Origin of the sequence: Winogradskyella sp., assembly GCF_965228925.1 — a bacterium.
Lineage (GTDB): Bacteria > Bacteroidota > Bacteroidia > Flavobacteriales > Flavobacteriaceae > Winogradskyella.
The window spans coordinates 3,878,972-3,895,944 of sequence record NZ_OZ245845.1 but is presented as its reverse complement, the minus strand read 5'-3'; the positions used below and the strand labels follow the sequence as shown (position 1 = coordinate 3,895,944).

At 36.9% G+C, this 16,973-nt stretch carries 18 protein-coding genes; 16 read left to right on the top strand and 2 right to left on the bottom strand.

Features of this window, described 5'->3' with window-relative positions:
* Positions 1-91: 91 nt before the first annotated feature.
* Positions 92-1,135: a pesticidal protein Cry7Aa gene (locus ACO052_RS16195; RefSeq protein WP_422104832.1), complete on the top strand. Its 1,044-nt coding sequence runs from the start codon at positions 92-94 to the stop codon at positions 1,133-1,135.
* A complete protein-coding gene (locus tag ACO052_RS16190) occupies positions 1,125-3,365 on the top strand; it encodes a glycosyltransferase (RefSeq protein WP_422104831.1) in 2,241 nt (746 codons plus the stop codon). The genes ACO052_RS16195 and ACO052_RS16190 overlap by 11 nt, the downstream gene beginning before the upstream one ends.
* Positions 3,366-3,706: 341 nt before the next feature.
* Here ACO052_RS16190 and ACO052_RS16185 read toward each other — a convergent pair whose 3' ends face one another.
* Entirely contained in the window at positions 3,707-4,567 is an 861-nt protein-coding gene (locus tag ACO052_RS16185) for an AraC family transcriptional regulator (protein ID WP_422104830.1), read from the bottom strand.
* Between the two features lie 238 nt (positions 4,568-4,805).
* Between ACO052_RS16185 and ACO052_RS16180 the strand changes: the two genes are divergently transcribed.
* A complete protein-coding gene (locus ACO052_RS16180) occupies positions 4,806-5,297 on the top strand; it encodes a hypothetical protein (protein ID WP_422104829.1) in 492 nt (163 codons plus the stop codon).
* Positions 5,298-5,386: 89 nt separating this feature from the next.
* Here ACO052_RS16180 and ACO052_RS16175 read toward each other — a convergent pair whose 3' ends face one another.
* Complete coding sequence (locus tag ACO052_RS16175; protein ID WP_422104828.1) at positions 5,387-5,632, bottom strand: hypothetical protein; 246 nt, start codon at positions 5,630-5,632, stop codon at positions 5,387-5,389.
* Between the two features lie 298 nt (positions 5,633-5,930).
* Between ACO052_RS16175 and ACO052_RS16170 the strand changes: the two genes are divergently transcribed.
* From ACO052_RS16170 to ACO052_RS16110, 13 genes are all read left to right on the top strand, one after another.
* A complete protein-coding gene (locus tag ACO052_RS16170; protein WP_422104827.1) occupies positions 5,931-7,634 on the top strand; it encodes a hypothetical protein in 1,704 nt (567 codons plus the stop codon).
* Between the two features lie 100 nt (positions 7,635-7,734).
* Complete coding sequence (locus ACO052_RS16165; RefSeq protein WP_422104826.1) at positions 7,735-8,250, top strand: DUF695 domain-containing protein; 516 nt, start codon at positions 7,735-7,737, stop codon at positions 8,248-8,250.
* A gap of 148 nt (positions 8,251-8,398) precedes the next feature.
* Positions 8,399-9,112, top strand: a complete 714-nt coding sequence (locus tag ACO052_RS16160; RefSeq protein ID WP_422104825.1) for a hypothetical protein — start codon at positions 8,399-8,401, stop codon at positions 9,110-9,112.
* 150 nt (positions 9,113-9,262) lie between these two features.
* Positions 9,263-9,781 (top strand): hypothetical protein, encoded by a 519-nt coding sequence (locus ACO052_RS16155; protein ID WP_422104824.1) that lies wholly within the window; start codon positions 9,263-9,265, stop codon positions 9,779-9,781.
* 141 nt (positions 9,782-9,922) lie between these two features.
* A complete protein-coding gene (locus ACO052_RS16150) occupies positions 9,923-10,510 on the top strand; it encodes a DUF4919 domain-containing protein (protein WP_422104823.1) in 588 nt (195 codons plus the stop codon).
* A gap of 132 nt (positions 10,511-10,642) precedes the next feature.
* Positions 10,643-11,242 (top strand): GNAT family N-acetyltransferase, encoded by a 600-nt coding sequence (locus ACO052_RS16145; protein WP_422104822.1) that lies wholly within the window; start codon positions 10,643-10,645, stop codon positions 11,240-11,242.
* Between the two features lie 207 nt (positions 11,243-11,449).
* Positions 11,450-12,181, top strand: a complete 732-nt coding sequence (locus tag ACO052_RS16140; protein WP_422104821.1) for a TlpA family protein disulfide reductase — start codon at positions 11,450-11,452, stop codon at positions 12,179-12,181.
* 26 nt (positions 12,182-12,207) lie between these two features.
* Complete coding sequence (locus ACO052_RS16135) at positions 12,208-12,738, top strand: hypothetical protein (protein ID WP_422104820.1); 531 nt, start codon at positions 12,208-12,210, stop codon at positions 12,736-12,738.
* A 220-nt stretch (positions 12,739-12,958) separates the two neighbouring features.
* A complete protein-coding gene (locus ACO052_RS16130) occupies positions 12,959-13,645 on the top strand; it encodes a hypothetical protein (protein ID WP_422104819.1) in 687 nt (228 codons plus the stop codon).
* A gap of 93 nt (positions 13,646-13,738) precedes the next feature.
* Entirely contained in the window at positions 13,739-14,047 is a 309-nt protein-coding gene (locus ACO052_RS16125; RefSeq protein WP_422104818.1) for a hypothetical protein, read from the top strand.
* 20 nt (positions 14,048-14,067) lie between these two features.
* Positions 14,068-14,496 carry a VOC family protein gene (locus ACO052_RS16120; RefSeq protein WP_422104817.1) on the top strand — a complete coding sequence of 143 codons (429 nt, stop codon included), beginning with the start codon at positions 14,068-14,070 and terminating at the stop codon, positions 14,494-14,496.
* A 281-nt stretch (positions 14,497-14,777) separates the two neighbouring features.
* Positions 14,778-15,755 (top strand): alpha/beta hydrolase family protein, encoded by a 978-nt coding sequence (locus ACO052_RS16115; protein WP_422104816.1) that lies wholly within the window; start codon positions 14,778-14,780, stop codon positions 15,753-15,755.
* A gap of 370 nt (positions 15,756-16,125) precedes the next feature.
* The gene (locus ACO052_RS16110) at positions 16,126-16,863 is read left to right on the top strand and encodes a class I SAM-dependent methyltransferase (protein ID WP_422104815.1); all 738 of its coding nucleotides are present in this window, start codon (positions 16,126-16,128) and stop codon (positions 16,861-16,863) included.
* The last annotated feature ends 110 nt before the right edge of the window (positions 16,864-16,973 follow it).

Below are 16,973 nucleotides of genomic sequence, written 5' to 3'. Positions count from 1 at the left end.
ATAATTCGCATTAAATTATCATTATGTTATCAATTTGATAAAAAAATACCCGCTTATTTTCCATATATTTAGCTTATATCATTTTAAAGCTATGTTAAAAGTAGAAAAGTTAGGCGTTATTTTAGAAGCCACGGCACACGATTTTGAAAGCGCTGGGGTTTTAAATCCAGCTGTAATTCAAGAAGGGGAAAACGTAAAAATGCTCTATCGCGCTTTTAAAGATGGTAATTTTTCAACCATTGGGTATTGTGAGTTTAATGGTCCGGTGAAGCTAAAAGCCAGATATGATATTCCCGTTATTATTCCTGAAAAAAATTATGAGATTCACGGTGTCGAAGATCCAAGAATCGTAAAGATCGATGGAGTGTATTACATCACATACACGGGTTATGATGGAAAAAATGCCTTGGGCTGTTTGGCCACAAGTAAAGATCTTCAACATTTTGAAAAACATGGTATTATTACGCCTTCTGCATCTTTAAACTCCTATAAAATAGCTCTAGACAATAACAGATCTATTTTTCCAAAGTATTTTGAACACCTTCAGACCTATATTGATCGCGGATTGATTCACAAGACAAAATATAAAGTGTGGGATAAGGATGTGGTACTGTTTCCTGAAAAAATTGATGGGCATTTTATGATGATACATCGTCTATTACCGGGCATGCAGTGGGTAAAATTCAAGAGTTTTTCAGATTTGGATAAGGCCTTTTGGAAAGATTATCTGTTTCATCTCAATCAATACATTTTGATGGATCCTTTATTCGATTTTGAAAATATGCATATTGGTGCTGGTGCTCCGCCTTTAAAAACAAAAGAAGGTTGGTTGCTCATTAATCACAGCGTGCAATCTACACCAAAAGGAAGAAATTATCACGCGACGGTAGCGCTGTTGGATTTAAAAGATCCTACCAAAGTGACCCACAGGCTCAATACCCCCTTATTTTCTCCCGATCAATTTTATGAAAAAGTGGGTTATGTAAATAACGTTTGCTTTCCTTCAGGAACGAGCTTATTTGATGACGATCTATATGTCTATTACGGCGCCGCAGATAACACGATTGCCGTAGCGAGAATGCAACTTTCAGAATTACTAGAACACCTATTAAAATTCCCATGCAATGACCATTAAACCGAAAGTCCTTTTTATAAATAGCTATCCGCCAAGAGAATGTGGTATAGCAACCTTTACACAAGATACGATTAACGCCATCAATACATCTTTTCACTCCAATTTTGATTTGGTGGTTGCAGCACTTAACGAACATACCGAAGTCGAAAGGGCGTACCCGCCCGAGGTCATTTTTGAAGTTGAAAAATCCATTGAAGGCTATGTCGAATTATCAGAAAAAATCAATGCAGATGCCTCCATAAAGATTGTCGTCTTAGAACATGAATTCGGATTGTATGCTGGCGAATTTGGCAAGGATATATTGGAGTTGACCACAAGGCTGACAAAACCCTATGTTGTGGTGCTTCATACCGTATTGCCCAACCCAGAAGTACTCATGCAATCCGTTGTATACGATCTTATAACACATAGTCAATGGGCCATTGTAATGACGGCGCACTCGATGCGATTGCTTACCGAGACCTATAACATCCCTGAGCATAAAATTAAGATCATACCTCATGGATTTCATCTCAGACCGTCTGTCCCGCCCGAAGTTTTAAAGGCCAAGTATAACTGCGAAAACAAAATTGTGCTTAGCACCTTTGGGCTTTTGAGCAGAAATAAAGGCATTGAATTGGCATTAGACGCCTTAAAACAAGTGACACGTCGCGACTTCACCATATATTTTGTGTTAGGAAAGACACACCCGGAAGTCAAAAAGCACGAGGGTGAACGCTACAGGGAGTTTTTAGAGCAGAAAGTAAGAGAAAATGGATTAGAGGATAACGTACGCTTTATCAATAGGTTTTTGGAATTGGATGAATTGTTGGAATATCTCGAAATGACGGATATTTATTTGTTTACCTCCAAAGATCCACTTCAGGCCATTAGTGGCACCTTAACCTATGCATTAGGTGCCAGATGTGCGGTATTAACGACGCCTATTTCACATGCCAAAGAAATTTTGGACCAGAATGCAGCACTCTCATTCGACTTTGGTGATAGTCAGGACTTGGCATCGAAGATCAATAAGCTTATTGCGGATGAGGCACTTAGAAAAGAGTTGAGCATTAGAGCACATATTCTATCGCGTAAAGGGCTATGGGAAAACATAGCCATTGCCTATGCTCAAATCTTTAAGAATATCTTGAAAATAGAAGGTCGACTCGTCTACACCAAGCCCACCCTAAATCTCGATCACTTCATCAATATTACCGACGAGATAGGCATGTATCAATTTACAGATTTTGAATACCCGAATAAAGACTATGGTTATACCTTGGATGATAATGCTAGGGCACTTTATGTTTTATTAAAATATCGTGAGCTCCATCCTGAAGATGAATCCGTGGCGCACCTTGAAGCGATTTATCTAAACTTCATAAAATCCTGCCAACTCAAGGATGGCATATTTTTGAATTATGTGGATGAGTTTGGCAAGTTTACGGATCAGAACTATTATGTCAATACCGATGAAGCAGCCTCACGAGCCGTTTTGGGCTTATGCGAAGTACTTAACAGTAATTGGTCGAGTGAGGCATCAAAAGCGGAGGCTAGGACTATTCTAAATACCTATATCCCTTTAATACCACAGGTAAAGTCCCCAAGAGCGGTGGGCAAATTGATTAAGGCTTTTTCAGGATTGATGCTTGCTAACGACTCCTATGATTTTAAATCACGGATTACGATTTTGGCCGATTACCTCTGTGAACTTTATAATAATACGGCTTCTGAATTGTGGCCTTGGTTCGAGAACAATTTAAGCTATTCCAACAGCGATATTCCTGAAGGTTTGTTTTACGCGTTTGAGATGACCAAAAACGAAAGGTATAAGACCATTGCTGTACAGAGTTTGGAATTTTTAATCGCCAATATGTATCACGAAGGGATGATCAATCCAATTTCCAATCGCAGTCAGATCACCAAGGAAAGTACCAATCATATCGATCAGTTTGGTCAGCAACCTGTAGAGATTGCCTCGCTGATAGAATGTTTGGAAATCGCTTATAAAGTCACCAATGATTACCGTTACTACGATCTGCTCATTTGTGCTTTTACCTGGTTTATGGGGAATAATGTGTTGCATCAAATTGTGTATAATCCGGCAACAGGTGGCGGTCACGATGGTATAGAAGCCCATGGCATTAATCTTAACCAAGGTGCTGAATCCACCTTATCGTATTTGGTGTCTTTACTCACGGTCGAAAAATTATTGAAGCAGCGACAATTGGAAGAACAGGTCAATTGACCTGCTCTTTATGATTTTACATTGCTCAGAATTAAAAAGCTTTTGTCACTTCGAGTGTCGCGCTTTTTAGTGTGATGTACTTCGACTGCGCTCAGCAGAGCTATCGAGAAGTCTTTCTAACTAGAAGCAGTTCTCGATACAATTCCTCTCCCGATAGCTATCAGGAGAGGAATTACTCGAACTGACGAAAACGCCTTATCTATGGTCATTGCCTGCCTAGCCGACAGGCTGGCGAAGCTACGCCAAAAGTGTAGCTGCGGCAATCTGCTATATATTAGCGTCCATAGTAATGAGATTGCCCCGCTCGTACCTCACTCGCAATGACAGTTCTGTTTATAACATTACTTAATCGGGATATAAAACTCCGTTTTTAGTTTGTCCTCTGCTACACGATCCGGGTTACTGATATAGCGTTCCCGAGGTGGAGCGTCTCGTAATTGATAGTCGGTATTCAATAGCCAGTTATTAAACATATAGTCATACACTTCTGGGAAGTGTTTATAACTGCCTTGGTACAAGAAGACCGCGAATTTACCACCTTTTAGGGTTTTGACGCCGACATCACCGTTGGGTTTAGCGTCCTTGTGGATAATGAGACAGGCATCATAACGTGTGTTATTTGGATCTGTCACGTTAGGGTCATCAAAGGGTAAGCCCATCATTTGTATGCCTTTGGTAAAGAGTTTTTGAGCCTTGATCTCCGTCCATAATTTTTGCCAAGCACCGGCATAGTCTAAACTTCGATAGGCCCCATGCATGGTGTAATACAAGCAGTTTTGATCGTCGAGATTTTGGATTTTAGGTGTTTTGATGTTGAGTGTAGTCGTCATACTGTTCTGTTTTTTGATTATTAATTCTTTTTTGTTACGATGTGCACTTGGCGAAATCCCAAAATAGTTTTTAAAGGCTTTGGATAGGGAAGAGGGTGTCTCAAACCCTACACTGTAAGCAATAGTTTCTATAGAATTATCGGAGTAGCGCAATAGTTTAGCCGCGGTTTCTAAACGTGCTCTAGTGATATAAGCACCAATAGGTTCACCTAAAAGTGCTCGGGTAATTCTATGGAAATGAAACGCTGAAAAATGAGACAGCTCTGCCAATACAGCAATATCAATTTTAGTATCCAAATGATTGTGGATATACTCTACAACCGTATGGAGTTGCTCTTGATAAATGTGTTGGGTTTTGGGTGATTTGTCCATGTGCTATCGTTCTATGACTACAAAACTAAAGGTAGGAGTTGGGAATCACTTTTCCAATCTTGCTAAGTTGTAATTAAGCATCTCTTTGTTGAAAAAATACGTAGTTCTACGTATTGATTTCATTATTTAGAAAGGCTAACTTCGATTATAGGTACTGAGCTAGTTTTGGCATTAACTATATAGTTAATTACAAACGGCGCCATCTTTAATTGGTATAAACAAGCTGGAGACAAACATAATGATAAACTCAAAAGCCAAAGAAATTATACAAGTCATAGCTTGGATAATTGGAATTACGTCAGGAATAATTGCAATCATCTTATTTTTTTCTTCGAGTCAAAATGAAATTGATTTATCAGGAAATTGGGAGATGACTTTTAAAGTTCAAAATAGTAGCCTTGATAGATTTGACAATAATAAATTAGAATACAAGTACAAGATTTTTTTGACTCAAAATGAAAATGCAATAAATGGAAATGGAGAAAAGTTTTGGGAAAAATTTAAAGGAGTAGAAACATTTTACAATTTGAATCAAAAAACACCAATAAGCATTAATGGGAAAATATCAGAAGATAAGCTTGAAGCAAATATTTATGAAAAAGGGAAAAGACGAGAAACTTCTGGTCATATTGAATTTGAAATTATGGACGATTTAAAACTTATCAAAGGTCGTTTTAAAACAACAGCTGCCAATTCAAGTGGAACAGCTATTTTAGAAAAATTAGATTGAAAAAGTCTGCCCCCAAAAATTGTTAGAAGTAATAGTCCGTTCTCACCTCCCAATAAAAGTGCTTAACCTCATAACCACGTATAGGTAATCTACTCTACCAAGTTTTCAGAATACCACAAGAGTTTAGCTGTCATTTCGAGACTTGCTCTGGTAATATAGGCCTCAATGGGTTCTCCGAGCATGGCACGCATAAAGCGATGAAGGTGAACAGGTGAAAATGAGAAAGTTCTTCCTAAAACGATATCAATTTCAGTATCAAAAAAGTTAAGGATGTACTCTTCAACAGTATGGGGTTGCTCTTGATAAATGTGCTTGTTTCTGGGTAATCTGTCCATATGTTATCGTAATATGACTACAACATTAAAGGTAGGAGTTGGAATCACTTTTCCAATCTTGCTAAATGACATATAATTACGTAGTTCTACGTATATATGGTTGTGCGTAAAGTGCTAATTTTATAACTATATGACATATCCGGAAATCCTCACGGATTTTGCTTATGTCAGTTCGCTGCGTTCGTGTCAGTTTGGTGTGTACTTGCTAAGCTAATTGCTATCCCGATAGCTATCGGGATATGTAACTGCCGATACCGTTCTATACCATAAAAGCAAATGATTTAAATGCAATAAACAAATGAAAACCAGACCAATTATCAGTCGTACAGAACTTTTTCTTTCTACAAAAGTTGTTACCTCTGTTTTTTCTGTATTAATTACAGTATGTACATTATTCCTATTGACGGATTGTAAAAATGATACAACAAAAAGTGAAACAAAACAAGTGACTACCGATTCCGCTGAGAAAGTGCATGTCGCCTTTGCCGGTGGCGGCTGGCGGGCACATACCGCGCATTCTGCCTGGACTATTTCACTGTTAGATAACGGTACTAAGAAACTGAACGATATATTTTCCAATGTAGGGACTGTCTCTTCAAATTCAGGAGGAAGTTGGTTTAGCACTATGCTTATGTATTCTGCCGACTTCGTTTCGGATATTGAAGCTAAGGACGCAGCAAATTCTTGGACCACAACCAGCGGATGGACTGGTAAGCAACGAAAACTCTTTGATGCCGCAGGTTGTAATAATAAACCTGAGGATATTTATTTGGAATGTGTCTTTGACTACTACACAAATGTATCATTTACAGGGGGGACTTACTGGAAGTTAGTGGTTGAAGATCTAGTATTCAGAGATTATTCCTTAGGAGGAACAACACTGAAAGCACCACATCAAACATGGGCTGCTGATAAGTCATTACTCTTGGCATCAACGCTATTAACCAATACAGCAGTCCTTAATAGCGAAAATGACCTCGGGAACAATCATAATTATTATCAGGCTTGCCTTTCACCTGCTACACCTGTCCTGGATGGAGATTCGGGATCCGACTGCAGTAACGGAATCCCACCGGATGTAACTCCCGTCACCTTCTCAAGTGTACCCAAAAGTGCAGACTACCAACCTTCTCCTTTTTTGTCGGAATTGGGGACAAATACCAAATCGTCCGTGTTTAATCTTGGATATACCGCAGATTTTGTTTTCAAAAAAGCACCGGAATATGCTTCCAGCTTGGAACTTCCATTACATAGTGATAATGTTCCCGTTATGGTAGCGGCCGCGGCCTCTAGCGCAGCATTGGGATTTGGAGCCAGTGAACGCATTACCGGAATATTTGATCTTTCGTATACCCTTGCAGACGATGCCGTTAGTTTTGGCCTTGCGAATTCTAACGTTCAATATGTTAACACAGAAGGAATAGAACTTGAGGAATTGGCCAACCAAAAGGTTGTAAGACTTGCTGACGGAGGAGCTGTAGACAATTCGGGTGTTGCTCAGCTTGTACGATCCTTACAATTAAACAACCAAGCTGAAGGCTTTAATATTGTGGCTTTTGACAATGTTTCAACAATTACCAACCCGAGGAAAGGCGCGGCAAATGTTGGAGTCGATATTGCAAGCTTATTTGGTTTTAAAGATTCCCTTTGTATTGATATAAAAGTTGCGCAATACTGTATCATTGCTCCTGATTTACAGATTTTTGATTCAACGCCACTTTATTCTACAGCTGCGACATGGACCTATGAGGCGGGAGGGAATCAACTGGTGTATACCAAATATGAAATTACTACAAAGGAGAATGTTACATTGGGTATTTCTCGAGGCACAAGAGGAACGCTTCACTCATTTACATGTGCTTATCCAGATGCTGCGACAGCGCCAGTAGACGGCGACACCAATTTTGATGCTTACGCAGCCATGTTTAAGTTCATCAATTCAGGATTGAATAAGAACAACGGGGAAGGATTAAAACACCTACAAGCTGCACTTGGTCTCTAGACTTGGAGTTTTTCAGACATTTATGCAATCACAACCGAAAAACAGTAACTTTATACTCGTAACTGGCGGTTATACCAGACCGTTAGCAATAAACTGAAAAATGAAACTAAAAGTACTAATATTAGCCATGGGTATATTATCATCCCTGTTTGGATACGGACAGAATAAAAAGTTAGAATCTGACAAAATATTCCCTAAAGAAGAATTTGCTGTTGTTCAAGCAAAATTAGAAGATGGAAGACCTGCTATAGGGTCGTTTAATTTTGCTTATAAAAATTATGAATATAAATCTCAATATCCTTGGTGTCTGAAAATTGCAATTGGATTGGATTTAGAGAAGTGTAAAGAAAATGGACTTCCTGAACCAGAGGAAACAAGTATTGCGAATAAATTCGAAGATGAACTTCTTAAAAATATAAAAGAGATGACTACATCTCATTACGTTGGACATTTATTTAATGACACTTTTTTGGACGTTTATGTATATTTAGATGACCCTGAAAAGGTACATCAATGGTTACAAACGCAAATAAATAAAGAAGGATTAACAAGAGGTTTCGGATATGAAATTAACGAAGACCCAAAATGGAAAACTATAAATCAATTTATGGACTAAATAAAGCTAATTGCCTACAACGGCTATAGTTCATTAGGGCTGAAATTCCATACCTACGCCAGCCCACTTCGCCGAAGTAGATCGGCTGCGAAGGCTGAAAAGCTTCTGTGTTCGCAGTCGGAATCGCTTCGCCAGTTCGCCACTAAAAGTGGCTCGTGTCGTTGCAATTTGCTATCTTTCGGTTACGGCAGAAAAGTCCGTTGGACATTTTCCGCAACGAGCTATGCACAAAACTGTTGCCCATACTATGAACAAACCTTTGAGGAATATTATCACACTTGGTCTTTTATTAATCGGAATTACTCTTTTCGGACAAGAATTTGAATTTGATATTCAAAACACGTCGTTAAAACAATATCTAAAAATCGAAGAAAGTCTTGGTAGTGAAAAAGTACCGAATATTAGGAATCACATTTCTTTTGATGGAAATGCACAACCTCTAAAATTTAAACGTGAACAAGAAATAATATCCGATTTAATATGCTATTATTATTTTAAAGAAAAGGACTCTATAATGTCTCATATTCTTTACGAATGGGATGAAAGCTTACATAATCTAAAACCAAATACTCAAGAGAAAAAATCGAAGGAATATCAAATAGCTTTAATTGAAAAGTTCAATGAATTAGAAAAAGAACTAACGGAACTTTATGGTAAACCGAAATCCAGAGGAGACCTGTCCGATTTGAAACAAGCAGAACTAAAGGGTGGTTTGAAAAAGAATGACAAATGGTACCCAAATGAAACTACAGAAATCGAAATGTATATTGTAGTTTCTAACTTTTATAAAAAAAGTGGCATGATTACAATAACACCAACCCATAGGATAAGACTATATATTAGGAATTTAAAAACTAAATAAAATGCTGTGGGCAACATCGACTATAATCGCTTACACCAGTTCGCTTTAGCCTGTCTTGAGCATCTCGACGAGCTCGATACAGGCTCTGTCGAAAGGCTGGTACCGTAACGAAATCATAGCCGCAACAGTTGTGTGTAAATCGACCAAACTATGTGTGAATTAAAAAACGAATTTTTACTTTGTAGTTGTCAGGAGAATGGCCTAAAAGAAAACGATGTAAGTTGGATATTATTTCGTCGTAAGGAAAATAATAAAAGAGGTCCTTGGCATAATTCCCAACCAATTAAAAGGGTATTAGGACAACGGGAACTACCTAGTAACGATTTAATTGAATCTGAATATGAGGTACGATATTATAAAAGCCTTAAGACATTCTATGAAGAAATGAATAGAAAAAAAGAATTAGAAGATGCCATAAGAGCGTCTGAGGATTATTTAAAAACAACGGCCTATATTCTTACCGAACTAAATACTCGAAATTGTTTTGACAAGACTATTGAAGTAATTGAAAAGGACGTACTGTCAATAAAATTAAATTCTGAATTAGGGCTTTGGGTTGAATTTATATACAGAAAGAAATCTTGGAAAATCGCAAAGTTTAGTTTGGACGAGAAAAAGTATTTAACAATAATAAAAGGAGAAATAAAATCTACACACAACAATAGATAACCGCAATTAAGGTGGAGTCTTTCGTTAAAAAATCTAAGCTTTATTTTATATCTTTAGATAAGTAGAAAAACCCCAAATTTAAAGTCCATAATTGACGGTTATACGAGACCGTTAGCCATCACATCACCAAAAGAAAACTGAATGACAGACACATTTTTTGATTTTATAAGGACAACTACGAATGAAAATTTCATCTCTTCTCAAGAAGAAGTATTTAATCATTCCAGTTACAATCCCTATTCCGAAGACCTTGATGTAATTGAAGACTTTTTGGATAAAGAAGAATTAGTAAAAGCTGTAGAGTACAATAATATTAATGTAATTCTTTCACCAAGAGCACATTTATATAAGAATTACGCTCTAGATAAAATGAATAAAGAAAAAGAAGCGCAAGCTGAATTGATTTTTGCTCATAAAATAATGGAGGGGATTAGCTTAACTGGAAATGGTACAAAAGAAATGCCCTACATGGTGACAAGAGTATCCGATGAGAAAGATATGTTGAGATATTTTCAAGAAGAGTTTAAAAGTCAAAGTCTCGTTAAAAATGAAAACAGCATATTGGATTTGATTCAATGTCAATCCGGGAAAGAAATATATTTTGACATTACAAGACCTTATTTGAGAATGCAGGAATTAATGAATAGCGGTAAGCTTGAAAGTCCAATTCAAAAAATGATGAATGAAAATGAAACTAAGAAAAAGAAGTGGTGGGAATTTTGGAAATAAATGACGAATGGCTAACAATGTGTATGGGCAATAAGGGTTTAAGTGGTGAAACCGAAAAGTTTGTGAGTAGAAATCCGCAACGAAGCCATACACAAAACGGTTACCTGCAAGCTAAATAAACTGCATTGATACATGGAAGAAAAGACAATTGATAGAGAATTTCGCTCTAATTTAAGGTTTGAATCTTTAACCAAATCGAATTGGAACAAATTTATAGAGCTCTTTGGTGGAAACGGTGCTGGTGCAGGATGTTGGTGTATGTACTTCAGACAGGCCAAATCTGACCACGACGAAGGAAAAGCTGAATGTGCTAATCAAGACAGAATGAAAGCACTCGTTTGGAATGATGAACCAACAGGGTTAATCGGATTTTATGAAGATATTCCGATCGCGTGGTGTGCATTATCACCAAGAGAAGATTTTAAAAGACTTGAAAAGTCGAGAGTACATAAGCCGATTGACGAAAAGAAAGTATGGTCAATTCCTTGCACATTTGTCTCAAAGGATTTTAGGAAAAATGGAATTTCTGTTGAGCTTCTAAAAGGTGCAGTTGCATATGCAAAAAACAATGGAATCGAAATTTTAGAGGCATACCCGACAATACCTACGCAAGAGAAACTACCAGATGCTTTTGCTTGGATTGGATTATACAAATCGTTTGAAAAGGCGGGATTTGAAATAGTTGACCAAAAGTCCAAACATAGGCCAATGGTTAGATATTACATCAAATAAAAAGCCAGCAGGTAACAATTGGTAAAACTAATCGTCAATCTTATAGGACTCAAAGAACTAAAAATGAAAAAGGTATCGTCAATTCTACTTGTTTTTTTAATATGTTTTGGGTGTAAGAAAGCGCATAAAAATTCGAACAGCAATAAAACTCTGGAACCTTTTGACCTTTCTCAGAATATAAACAAAGAGTTAGATTCAATACGACATATGAGCCAATTCGTTGTTAGCCAATCTGATAATCAGGAAGATCATAACAAAAACGATTCTATTACACGTAAAATAAGTGTACATACCGAAAATATAATCAACTTACTCATTGAATCTTATGGTAAAGCACCAACGGATACAATTCTTAAGATCTTAGGAAATCTAGACAACTCAGGATATATCCCCATTGAATTGTATGAAAAGCTAAATGAAGAAGACTTTTCTACTGAAATAGGAAAAGGGGCAAGAAAAGCTTATCAGAAATATCTAAAAGCTAAGGATGACAAAGTACATGCATTGAAAACTATTAATTTACGCGATGAAAAGCTTTCCTTAATCAGAATTATTGAGAACGATACTATAATTCTCCGAGATTTACTTCTTGAGCATAAGGGGTATAAGATATTGGACTTTTGGGCTACATGGTGTGCGCCCTGTAGATCATTTAACAAGAGATTCCAAAATCATTATTCGGAATATAAGGATAAAGGAATTGAGTTTTACGGCATAGGAATTAGAATTGACAGTGAAACTGAAAAGGATAAATTTCTTACGGCGATTAAACACGATAAAACGCCCTGGAAACAATTTATTGATCTAAATAACGAAACTTATAATCTTTTTGGGACAAATTCAGTGCCTTATCAAGTGCTTTTAGATGAGAAAAACCAGGTTATAAAGATATTGTCTCACGATATCCATAATGAACTTGATGACCTATTGAAAAACTAATGCCAATAATGTTTGACAATGTACCTATGAAGAAAGTTTTAATTATTATTCTAATCTTGACTTTCAGTTGTTCTCAAAAACAAAGAAATGCTGATGTTGTAAAATTTGAAGAAGTCTTAGGCGAAAGGGAAACGAAATGCTTGAATTTACTGGTGTCAGACTTTGAAAAAAATCTAAACAAAATCTATCCTGATTTGTCTGTCGAAAAAGCATATCAACAATACCTGACTGATATGATTTCGGACGCGACATCTGACAGGGAAAAATTTAAATTTCAATCGCGTGAAACAAATATAGAATTTCATCAAAGTGGACTATGGAAAGACATATACACAAAAGATTCTGTTGACGGATTACAGGTAAATCAAGCAGGAAAATATATGAAAGCACTGTATGAAATTAAAAGCTCTGACGCATTAATTAATAACTATTGGAAAGCAAGGAATGCCGTAGGAATGATGCAAAATGCAATCGTGGTTTCTGGAATTTTGAGTAATGATCCAAATTTTAGGGATTACTTTCATAAAAGAATTGTTGTTTTGGAGTTTAGCTTTTAAATTTCTTTTGCTAACGAGTTGTATCGTTTGCTGAGCCTGCCAGTTGGCCTGAATTCCACAAGTTTCATTACAATTTACTACCTTTAATCTACGGCGGAAAATGACTGTGTCCTTTTCTGAAATATGCATATAAGAACAGGCTGTAAAACATTTGAAAAAAGCATTATACATATTGGTCGCCATAGTTTTGATGGCTTGTCAATCCCATACGAAATCAAAAATGGAAAATAAAAAAGCCACCGAAACACAGATTGAAACTTCTGAAACAAAAATTCCTTTATGGAAGGTAGGACAAGACTCTATTTTAGAAAAAAATAATCCTAAGCATCTGGATTTAACGAAACACCAATTATTTATAGATACCACAAGAAATTCTATTTTTTATAAAGCCTATTTGGATTGGAACCCACACAAATTTGACAAACAAGCTATCGCCTATTACATTGAGGAAATTTCGAAAAAGCATCAACCAAAACATATCTCCATTGGAAATTTCCCAGATACTTGGATTACCTTAGAAAAGCTAAATAACGAATTTGTTGCCTATTATAAATGTGATGGAATTTCTACAACATATTTTATTGATAAGAATGCTGTTTATGCATATAATATCGAAGCAGATGCGGATGTTATTCACAATTTAAAAAAATTGACAGACACGGAAATCGAAATTGAAATCAGAACGATTACTCAAAAATCAAAATCAGAAAAAGGACTGTTTTCAATCAAAAAGACAAAATACGACTACGTTTATATATTGACTCGTGATTATGGGGGTTGGACATCAAAATCATTGGTAACTCCTTTAAAACATATTGATAAATTTGATTTAGTGGTCAATAATTGTGTGCAAACTAAACGCATGGAATTTAAAGGATTTGACAAATTAAACTTTGATGATTATTAAAAAGACGTTTTAAAACAAACGCGATAGGTAATTCTGAGTGCCGAACTACCTATAGTTGAGATCGCAGGCTAAAATTTGAGAATAACGGATCATATGAAAAATAAACCCTTAATAACTAGGTTTTGTCTAATACTAATTGCTGTGGTACTCTCTTGTGGTTCAGCTAATAACAAATGGCGAAAAGAGCTAGAAAAAGAATGGTTGGGAAAATCAAAATCAGAATTAATCGAAAAATATGGAGAACCTACGAAAATTTATACTGTAGATGAATTTCCGGAAACTGAAGTTTATCTTTATCATCATACAGATTTCACACCCGATATCCCGCCTAATAATTACTCCAAGGATTTTTTTATTAACAAAAATGGAATTATACACAAAGTAAAAACTTATCGATGGTAAAATAAATAACTATTTAAAACATGAAAACAACAACATTTCTAACATTTGTGGGCGACCAATGTGGAAAAGCACAAGAAGCCTTAAAGCTTTATACATCCATATTTCCAAACTCAGAAATTAAGAGCATAATAAAGTATTCAGAAGGGGAAGCCGGAGGTACACCTGAACTGATTAAGTATGGTATATTTACGCTTAATGGCACAGATTATATGGTTTCTGAAAGTAATTATAATCATGCTTGGTCATTTACGCCAGGGGTCTCAATTTTTATAAGTGATGATTCAGAGGATTTGATCCAGACGCTTTTTGAAAAGCTCTCTTCAAATGGTGGGCAGATCATGGTTCCGTTAGACGCATACAAAGGAGAAGGGGATTACGGATTTGGTAAAAAATTCGGATGGTGTGCCGATAAATATGGTATATCGTGGCAATTTGTTGTTACAGAATAGACTTTGAGGTACGATTAAAATTTAACAAAAAGCAACTACTGCCAACATTGACTATAAGTAATCCCGAGTGTTCGGGACTGGTCATAGCCAAGGCCAATAAGTGAGGTCTTATTTTTTTTGAATAACTCCTAAATAGATATTATCATAAATGGCCAATGCGTCATAAAACTGTAACACTGCCACTTTAAAGCGGTCTATACATAAAACTGTTATAGACCATGCTAAGAAGCGTATTTCTTGTTTTTCTATTTCTTATATCGTTTTGCAATGCGCAAATGCAAATGCAAAAGCAAATTTTAGATTTTGATTTTGAGGGCGTCACTTTAAATGGTGTATTAAATCTTCCAAAAGATCAAAAGCCCAAGGGCCTTGTACTCATCATTCATGGTTCAGGTCGTACCAATGCCGTGGCTCAAAACTGGTATGCCGACATACGGGAAACCATTGTAAACAGTGGTTATGCCACCTATATGTGGGATAAAATGGGTTGTGGGCAAAGTGGCGGAACCTTTAATAATAACCAATCGGTTTATAATAGTGCCGATGAAGCTATTGCTGCTATAATGGCGCTTAAAGCGCAAAATATACCAGGTACCCACAGTTTTGGTCTATACGGAGGAAGTAGGGGGAGTTGGATCAATCCCATTATCATTAACCAATACAAGGACATAGCATTTTGGATTTCCATAAGTGGTGTGGACGACAAAGAAAATTTTAAATATCTCTTGGAAAATAATCTTCGTATCGCCGGTATGCCTAAAGATTCCATTGCTTTATTAGCTAACGAATGGTTAAAGGCCACAAAAATTCAACATTCTGGTGGCAGTTTTGAAAGTGCTAAAAAAGCCGCTCCAAACCTGAGTAAGAACGCTTTTATATTGCGGTTTAATGGCGGGCCTTACAAGGAAGAAGATTATTATCAGTATCAAGAAACGTCTAAAGTTCAAGTGCTGGATGAAGCTACGGGATTACCTATAGTCATTACCGATTTTGATAACATGTTGTCAAATATCAATTGTCCCGTTTTAGCCATATTTGGGGAAAAAGATATGCACGTGGATTGGAGAAAAACCAAAGCACTCTACGAAAAGACTTTAGGTAAAACTACGGACTTGACTATAAAATCATTTCCCGATACTAACCACAACTTATATAAATGTAAGACAGGCGGCTTTTATGAGTTTCAGGATCATGACTTGCCTTGGGAACGACCAGAAGGGTTTCTACAGACCCTATCCGATTGGTTAGCACAGCTCTAAAGCAACTTTGCCTTTGGTCGACCTTGTAGGGTATCTAAGGCCTTGTATATTTCTACAAGAAACGCCTATTTTTTTGTTTTTAAGATAGATGATGCTATATTTATCGTGTATTTCATTATCGCCTTAGATATGTATACCAGAAGTGTAGAAAGTGATTATGATTTGCACCTACCCCTAGGCCAGATGATATAAAATGGGCCATTTCCATTCCTTATAACAAGGCAATGGACTAACACAATTTTACTTACCCTTTAAACCGCACTATTTGTGCGAAGCATACCTATACCAGAGTATCCGGAAATTACGGTTTTGGATGTAGGCATATTGAAAACTTCCCCTACTAAATATGAACAAATTAGTACCTAAACTTATGAAAACAGACTACAACAACATTGCCAAGGAATACCAATTGTCTAAACTACAACCTTGGAGACGCCACGTGGAGGCCTATACCTTTTTTAAACTAGCCGGAGATTTATCGAACATGCAGGTGTTGGACCTTGCCTGTGGGGATGGTTTTTATACCAGACAGTTAAAACTAAGAGGGGCGGCACATGTGGAAGGCGTCGATATCTCAAAAGAAATGATTCGATTGGCTGAGGTATCGGAGACGGAAACGCCATTGGGCATTACCTATTATATACAAAATGTGCTCAATTTGCAACTGAACAAAACTTATGACCTCATAACGGCGTCCTACCTGCTCAATTATGCAAAGAGTAGGGAAGAACTCTTGCAATTTTCTCAGGCCATTTCAAGACATTTAAATCCAGGAGGACGTTTTATTACCATCAACTCTAATCCGGATTATCGATCTCCAGTAGACACCATGTTTAAATATGGCTTTACAAGGGAGAATAAGAACTACGACGAAGGAGGAGAAGTCATCTACCGTTTTTATCAAGACGATGGCAGCCATATCGAAGTCGTTAACTACCATCTCGAAAAGACCACGCACGAAAGGACCATGACCCAATCAGGACTATCCAATATAAAATGGCACCCTGTGGAGCTGTCCCCAGAAGCTCATAATGGATCAGATAATGATTTTTGGCAGTCTATTATCAATACTCAGCCTATCATAGGGCTGACTTGCGAGCGGTCTTAAATCGATCTTACCATAACTGAATGAAGCTTCCCTACATAGGGTATGCTTCGTTCTGTATGGATTCGGTCGTGTACCGTTGTTCTATAGTCACGAGCTTAATGGTAGCCTTG